Raw genomic sequence first — 8,099 nt, forward strand, 5'->3', positions numbered from 1 at the left:
AATTAAAGCTAATGGTGAACTTCCTCTTAGCACTGCTTTTGTGTTTATTAGTGCCGATACAAACTCTGATTTAGTTCAAAGTATCATAGAGTTACAGCCAGATGATTTCTTAGCTAAACCCTTTACCGTCAAAGAACTTGATCGACGATTAAGTCGAGTATTAGATCGTAAACAAGCCTTGCATGACATTTATTTGTCCATAGAAACCAACAAGTACGACAAAGCACTTTCTCAAGTAGAATTGTTTTTGGCAACCCCAAAAAACGCTGAGTTTTTTCCAATTGCTTTAAAAATTAAAGGCGAGATGTTAGCGGCATCGGGGCAATTCAAGCAATCAAAAGAGTTTTATCAATCAATCTTAAAGGTACAGACATTCACTTGGGCCCAGTTAGGATTAGTGAATAGTTATCTTAGACTCGACGAAGACGAACTTGCCGAAAAGCTCGTATTACGCTTAGCCTTCAAAGCAGATTCTCAATTAGCGGCATATGATTTATTAACTGCATTACAAATAAAACAAAACGACTTCGATACTGCATTAGAATGCGTCATGATGGCCACAGAGATATCTCCGAGAAGTATCCGTAGACATAAAACAGCAATGGATTTATCTCGTATTACCCATGATTATGAAACGCAATTTGAAGCGGCCAAAAAAATAGTAAGGTTTGCTAAAAATTCCATACATGATAAGCCTGAAAACTATTTAAACGTTGCAAGGGCCGGTATTGATTATGCGATGACCACAGAAGCGGCAGATACCGACAAATTAATAAAACAAGCCAAAGAATACGTACGCCAATTTAAACAGGTATTTCCAAAGGCAGAGATGGAAGAACAAATCCAAATCATCAATGCTAGACTATTTTATTTAGATGATGAAAAAGACAATTCTTTGGCTTTGTTAGACCAATTAGATGAAGATAATTGGGACAATGATAGTATCGATTCATTATTAGACAAAGCTAAAATATTTCATGACTTGGGGTTACATGAGCGCTCTCAAGCAATGTTGGAACAAATCGAAAACCGTTGCAAGGTTGATGTAGACCAAGGCGAAATATTTTTACATTATATTCATCAAGAAAAAGAAGAAAAATCAGCGATCAAACAAAGTTCAAAAGAGTTAAATAACTCAGCTGTAGATTATTATCAAAAAGGAGACGTTGATAACGCTTTAGATACGTTTACTAAAGCATTTACTTTGATGCCCAAAAATATATCTATAGCACTTAATTTATTGCAAGTTATCTCTTTAAAAGCGAGTAAATTAGGGTTAAGTAAAACGTCTAAGCATTTGCTTAAAAAGTGTATTAAGAACATTGAAAACTCCGTTTTAAACGAAGCACAACAAGAGCGCTATCACAAAATACGCATCACCTTAGACGGTGGGTAAATAGGCGGAAAATGAATACAGAAAACGCACCTAAAAAAACCATTCCTGCTAATGTTAGAGTATTAATTGCATTAGTAGCCAGTCCCACCCTTTTAGTCATTGGCATGCTGTTATATACCTTGCTATTTGTCAGCTGGAAAAACGTAACAATTAGTATGTTAATATTTTCGACCTTAGGCTTTATTTGTTACTACATGGTATTTACTGGTCGCTTACCTCGAAAATCCAAAATAAAATAAGACATTTTATCGGTTTGGGATTTATCTATCAGGTACAATACGATTAGGATCGGTAGGGCTTTTCTTTACCGTTTAAAGTCACTCGGCTCCACTCAAGTTAATAATAAGAGGCAAACTTAATTAAATGGAATATTTTACGTGGAATATTGACCCTGTTTTAATTTCCTTATTCGGACTAAAAATACATTGGTATGGAGCACTATTTGCCACGGCAATATTATCTGGCCTACAAGTAATGAAATGGATTTTTAAACAGGAAGGGATCAAGTTAGAAGTGTTAGATTCCTTGTTAGTATATTGTGTTGTAGGAATCATTGTTGGTGCAAGATTAGGCCATTGTTTTTTTTACGACCCAGGCTATTACCTAAGCAACCCTTTCAAAATATTAGCGATATGGGAAGGTGGATTAGCCAGTCATGGTGGCGGACTAGGCGTGATCATATCGGTATATTTTTTCCAGAAAAAACATAAACTTAATTACCTATGGTTATTAGATCGGTTAGCAATATCCACTGCACTATTTGGATTTTTTGTTCGATTTGCAAACTTTATGAATTCCGAAATAATTGGTGTTCAAACTAATGTAAAGTGGGCTGTGATATTCGAGAGGATTGACCTTCTACCTAGGCATCCAGCACAATTATATGAATCACTGTCTTACCTTTTAATATTCATCGTATTAATGGGTTTATACCGATTCACCAAAATAAAACATTACACGGGTGCAACCCTTGGTTTGTTTTTAAGTATGGTATTTACAGCGAGGTTTTTAATTGAATTCGTTAAGGTCAAACAAGCGGCATACGCAAATGATGTGTTGATAAATACTGGCCAGATGTTAAGCATTCCATTTTTTGTGGTTGGCCTTTACTTAATAATTCGTTCGGTGAAACGAACTTAAACGTCCCCCTGTGCAGAGGTTATTTTTTGTATTAACCACCAAGAAGCCTCTGCTTTTTCTGAAAAAAAGCGATGATCACATCCGGCTCTTTTATAGATATCACTAAGATGTCGTTTCGCAAATTCAGGAGAGTTTGAATTTTCTACCATAATGGCGGTTGCCACGCGACCAGATTGACACTCACTACGTATTGAATTGACTAGATAATCTGCGGCATCTGGGACATATATAGGATCGCCTTGTAACACGACTAACGCTCCCCAAGGACTTCCCGAAAGCTCCTTTATTAAAGAAGAAAAACTTTGATTAGCTTGAGTAACAGCTTCAATGTTCCAAGGGCCATCACCTTCGACTTCTAAGATCCTATCTTTGACACGAAGTTCTACACTTCCATGAACGGTAAAACGTCCTACTTCAGCCTTTATGTTCATACCTATATTGTCATCAATAAAATTGGTACTTCCATCAAAACTTACAATGTTGTCAATCATTTGCACATCCTTGCAAACTATAGGGAAAATAATTCTACCAAAGCAATGCTTAGTGTCAATAATTAATCAATTAAACACATAATTATCAAACTCAATGCTGATTAAATTGAGCTTGATATTGACTGGGTGACACTCCAACATATTTATTAAAATTGAATCTCAAGGTAATACCATTTTCATAGCCAACTTTTAGCGCTAACTCCTCAATTGATAAACTCTCCGTTTCCAATACCTGCTTGGCTAAATTGATTCTTTGTTGGTTTAACCAAGATTTTGGAGACGTCCCCAGCGCTCGCTTGAAGTGCCGATCAAAACTACGCCTAGACATCTTAGCTTGCGATGCCAAATCATCGACAGTAAGTGACTGACTAATATTTGTAATTGCCCAATCTAGAGTGCGGCTGAATTGCCCCTGTTGTTTAACAATTGGAGTTTCAATATATTGAGATTGTCCACCATTTCTATGAGGAGAAATAACCAAACGTCGAGCAACTTGATTAGCCACTTTGTAACCAAAGTCTTGCCTAACTATTTCTAATCCTAAATCTAATGCAGCTGAACTACCAGCAGAGCAATAAATATTGTCATTTTGTGTGTACAGTACGTCTTCCACATATTCAACATTAGGAAAACTCTGCTTAAATGTTTCAGCATAACGCCAATGTGTTGTCGCTTGTTTACCTTGTAATAAGCCAAGTTGTGCCAACAAAAATGCTCCCGAACATAAACTAATAATTCGCTTGCCTTGATTTGCAAAATCAGTGATTTTTTCAGCCATATTTAAACGTATATTATTCTTAACTGCGCTCCAACTTGGCACAATTAGAATGTCATAGTCATCTAAGGTTTGAATAAACTTACAAGAAATTTGAATCTCGCCCGTCGCTTTGATAGGAGAAGATTGAAAACAAACAACCTCAGTTTGATACCAATTTTTATATTCAGGCCTAGGCAATGCAAACACTTCAATTGCACACGCGAGTTCAAAGGTGGCGACCTGATCATAAGCTAAAATGGCAACTCTATACATTCAATCCCTCCTAGTTCGATGGCTAATTATTAATCAAGCATTTAATATACGCCAGAATAATTTCTCTTATATTAACATTTCTTTTTAATTGACAATTTTCAGCCATCAAGCCAATTGAATTTAGTCCACTGTCGTGTAAACTCATAAATGGAAAATGATAAGAGTTAAGGTATTTAACAAAAAAAATAAGCTGTTTAATTGACATTGGAGCACGGATTTATGGCAAATCAACCATCTCGCTACATCAGTAATTTAACCCGCGATACGTATGCGCTTATTTTAGCTGGAGGCAGAGGGTCAAGACTTTATGAACTGACAAATTGGCGAGCAAAACCAGCCTTATATTTTGGTGGCAAGTTTCGCATAATCGATTTCCCCCTTTCTAATTGCATCAACTCAGGCATTCGTAATGTTGGTGTTGTAACACAATACAAATCACATTCATTAATACGTCATTTAGTTCGTGGCTGGGGCCACTTTAAAAAAGAACTGGGCGAATCAGTTGAAATATTACCTGCATCACAAAGATATTCAGATCATTGGTATGAAGGCACCGCAGACGCCGTTTTTCAAAACATCGATATTATTCGTGATGAGTTACCTAAATTTGTAATGATTCTGTCTGGAGATCATATTTACCGAATGGATTACGGTAATTTAATCGCTAAACATGACGAGTCAGGTGCCAAAATGACCGTTTGTTGTATGCCCGTTCCTATTGAAGAAGCGGCTGGACAATTTGGCGTAATGACTGTTGATGAAAATTATAGAATTATAGGTTTTGAAGAAAAGCCTGAAAATCCTGCACCTTTACCAAATGACCCAACTATGTGTTTAGCATCTATGGGTAATTATGTTTTCGATACTGAATTTTTGTTTGACCAATTAAAACGCGATGCTGAAACCTCTGGTTCAGAACGTGATTTTGGTAAAGACATTATTCCTTCCATTATTAAAGACAATGCCGTTTATGCATACCCGTATGGCTCAGACAGTGAAGCAGAAAGCTACTGGCGCGATGTTGGTACATTAGACTCTTTCTGGCAAGCCAATATGGAGTTAGTGTCGCCTAAACCCGCACTAAACTTATATGATAAGAAATGGCCAATTTGGACTTATCAAGAGCAGCTACCCCCAGCAAAGTTTGTCTGGGAAGAAGATAATCGCAGAGGTACCGCGATCAATTCGGTTGTATCTGGAGGTTGTATTATTTCGGGAGCAACTCTAAGAAGAAGTTTGTGTTTCTCAAATGTAAGAGTGCACTCATATAGTGAAGTAGAAGACACAGTATTACTACCCGATGTAGAAGTAGAAAGAAATTGTCGAATACGCAAAGCTATTATCGACAGAGGATGTGTCATCCCTGAAGGTACGACCATAGGCCACAGCCGTGAAGACGACTTAGCAAGAGGTTTCCGTGTAACAGACAAAGGCGTTGTATTAGTCACAAGAGAGATGTTGGGACTAAAAGTCGGTTACTAAGTTTTCCTTCATCTGATTCACGTAAAATAACTTCCAAGCCGCTTTCTGAGCGGCTTTTTACATTACTAGCCCCCGCAACAAGTATCAGTAATAAAAGCGAACACAGCTCAACACAACTGGATTATTTAATACACTCCAATTGTTACAAGGTGACGAAACAGATTTAATTTGTCGAGCAGGGTAATAAGTTAGTGATTGTTGTAGATAAATCCCCTCAACTATAGACATCAGACCAGTTAATAAGTATAACTATTGAAAATAACTGTTTAAGTACACTTATGCATATTGATACTTTATTTGAGTCTGTACAAAATCAAATTACTCCTACGCAATCCAGTGCAACATTAGTAATTCCAAATTCCTGGGGACAAGGGCGAACGGTTTACGGTGGATTGTCTGCGGCTTTAGTTTATGTGGCTATGAAACAAGTCGTGATGCCTGACAAATTGTTACGAAGCTTAAACACCAGTTTTATTGGTCCCATTGAATTAGACAAAGAGTTACGGATTGAAGTCGAAATATTAAGACAGGGCAAAAATGTCACTCAAATTTTAGGAAAAATAATCCAAGGCGAGCAAACTGCAGTAATGAGTCAAGCTAGCTTTGGCACGGCAAGAGAATCAAAAATTAGAGTAGAAAGCCAAGTTAACCATGATATGCCTTTGCCTTCAAAACCTAGTTTCTTACCACGCATCCCTAAAATAACACCTAAGTTTTTAAGTCACTTTCAATTAGCTAAAGTGAAAGGGGGGCTGCCTTTTACCGGAAAAAAAGAATCTGACATTCATGGTTGGATGCGATTTGAAAAGCCGCCAGAAATATTTACTGATGCGCATTTGGTATCACTTATCGACGCTTGGCCACCCACTACATTACAAATGTTTAAATTGCCCAAAATGGCCAGCACCATGAGCTGGAACCTTGAATTTATTCACCCACATTTACCTATTTCTGGAGACGAATGGTTTGGCTATCAAGCGTCAACCAGACAGGCCGCTGAAGGCTACGTGCATTCCGAAGCTAACATTTGGGATTCTAGAAATGAATTAGTGGCTATTAGCCGGCAGGTTGTCACCGTATTTGGGTAACCCAGCATTAATGATAAATATTAAAACATCGCAAAAGACGACGGGCTAAACAAAGCCATTGCACTCATGAGTTGTAAATTACTGAAGTCTAAGGCGTTATCAACACACTCTATCTCCAAATCCAGAGCTTCGTACATGTCTGGAGTAATACCATCATGCTTGGCGTAAAAATCTCCATAGACATTATTAAGCGCCAATACATAACTTAGTTGTAATATTTTTTCTTCGGGTGTCGTCGCTTGCTTTTCAGTGACATGGGTACTTGAAACAATCTTTGAAATGTCTGCTGGAATGCCCCACAGTTTTAATAATTCAGCGGAGATATCCGAGTAAGAAAACCCAAGATATTGTTTCTGCAATTCTACGGGTCTAGTACTAGAACTCAGGTAGGTGTTCTTTTTGGCAATGTCAGGATTTACCTGAACCAAAACCAATTCCCCTAAGTTATGTAATAGACCGCACACAAATAACTTTTCAGGCTCTTTAATACCCACTTCTTCCGCAAAGTATTTTGCCAGTAAGGCACAATTAACGCCTTGTTCCCAAAATTTATCTAAATCAATAACTTCCTTATTTAGATCTTTAAATGCGTAAGCCACACCATAAGCCAAAACTAAATCGTAAACAGATCGCGTCCCAATGACTTGGATGGCCTTACTAACCGTAGTAATGGTACTTGGAAATTTATATAGAGCACTATTAGATATCTTTAAAACTTGCGACATGATTGCTGGGTCGTAATTAATGACCTCTGCGATATCATCCATGGAGGTGGAATCGTCATCAATCAATTGCTTAATTTTAGTTACCGCTTCTGGCAATACAAACACGTTGTCAGCTTTAACCGCGTAATCTTGTACTTTCATTTAAATTCGTTCACCTTTTCAGTCATTACCGTAAAGTGTAATCGATGAATCAAATGAACGCATGCGGAATTGCAAAAAAATAGAAAAATATTAGCCGAAACAACTCTTTGTCATAAAATTAATGACTAATAAATTTTTTTATGGGATCAGTTTTCAGTCGAAATGGTTGCTTTGGTGTGAATAAAATTGCGAGTAACAATAACATGAAGAATGTTTTGAAAAGATGGTGGGGGTTAGCCAGTTTCTTTAGCAGCACAGCTGCGCCTGGCTAAGCAACTCGACAAGGATGTCGAGTTTGGGTGACTATCATCAGGGATGTGTATTTGACTAATTTGAAGTTTTCATAAAATTTAAGGCTGGATTACTTCAGTCGTCCTGCCTTACGTCCTTCGGGTCGTCGCGAACGACGCTCAATATTGTTCCAGACAATTTTGTCGAACCACGCTGGTTCTCATCCTGCACGACTTTCGTACCGATACGGATTAATTCAATATTTAGGGGGATTTGCAACTCTTGGGAAAGAACAAAAGATGGTGGGTCGTGCTGGATTCGAACCAGCGACCAATTGATTAAAAGTCAACTGCTCTACCAGCTGAGCTAACGACC

General features: G+C 37.7%; 8 protein-coding genes. 5 read left to right on the top strand and 3 right to left on the bottom strand.

What is annotated here, in order from left to right; genetic code table 11:
• The 3 genes from ACSHXM_RS19905 to lgt form a co-directional block, all read left to right on the top strand.
• Window positions 1–1,396 (top strand): response regulator (locus tag ACSHXM_RS19905; RefSeq protein WP_435691818.1); only part of this gene is annotated, 1,396 nt, incomplete at its 5' end.
• A gap of 11 nt (window positions 1,397–1,407) precedes the next feature.
• Window positions 1,408–1,635 carry a hypothetical protein gene (locus ACSHXM_RS19910; RefSeq protein ID WP_435691820.1) on the top strand — a complete coding sequence of 76 codons (228 nt, stop codon included), beginning with the start codon at window positions 1,408–1,410 and terminating at the stop codon, window positions 1,633–1,635.
• Between the two features lie 124 nt (window positions 1,636–1,759).
• A complete protein-coding gene (gene lgt, locus ACSHXM_RS19915; RefSeq protein ID WP_435691822.1) occupies window positions 1,760–2,536 on the top strand; it encodes a prolipoprotein diacylglyceryl transferase in 777 nt (258 codons plus the stop codon).
• On the opposite strand, the gene ACSHXM_RS19920 is transcribed toward lgt, so the two are convergent.
• Window positions 2,533–3,027, bottom strand: coding sequence for a hypothetical protein (locus ACSHXM_RS19920; protein WP_435691824.1), 495 nt, complete (start codon window positions 3,025–3,027; stop codon window positions 2,533–2,535). The two genes, lgt and ACSHXM_RS19920, sit on opposite strands and share 4 nt — an antisense overlap.
• A gap of 91 nt (window positions 3,028–3,118) precedes the next feature.
• Entirely contained in the window at window positions 3,119–4,057 is a 939-nt protein-coding gene (locus ACSHXM_RS19925; protein WP_435691826.1) for a helix-turn-helix domain-containing protein, read from the bottom strand.
• A gap of 219 nt (window positions 4,058–4,276) precedes the next feature.
• Here ACSHXM_RS19925 and glgC point away from each other — a divergent pair, with 219 nt between their 5' ends.
• Entirely contained in the window at window positions 4,277–5,539 is a 1,263-nt protein-coding gene (gene glgC / locus ACSHXM_RS19930) for a glucose-1-phosphate adenylyltransferase (protein WP_435691829.1), read from the top strand.
• A 278-nt stretch (window positions 5,540–5,817) separates the two neighbouring features.
• Entirely contained in the window at window positions 5,818–6,627 is an 810-nt protein-coding gene (locus ACSHXM_RS19935) for an acyl-CoA thioesterase (RefSeq protein WP_435691831.1), read from the top strand.
• A 20-nt stretch (window positions 6,628–6,647) separates the two neighbouring features.
• Here ACSHXM_RS19935 and ACSHXM_RS19940 read toward each other — a convergent pair whose 3' ends face one another.
• Window positions 6,648–7,493 (bottom strand): HDOD domain-containing protein, encoded by an 846-nt coding sequence (locus ACSHXM_RS19940; RefSeq protein ID WP_435691833.1) that lies wholly within the window; start codon window positions 7,491–7,493, stop codon window positions 6,648–6,650.
• Window positions 7,494–8,099: the final 606 nt, after the last annotated feature.

It is taken from the genome of Paraglaciecola sp. (assembly GCF_051252315.1).
Classification (GTDB): domain Bacteria; phylum Pseudomonadota; class Gammaproteobacteria; order Enterobacterales; family Alteromonadaceae; genus Paraglaciecola.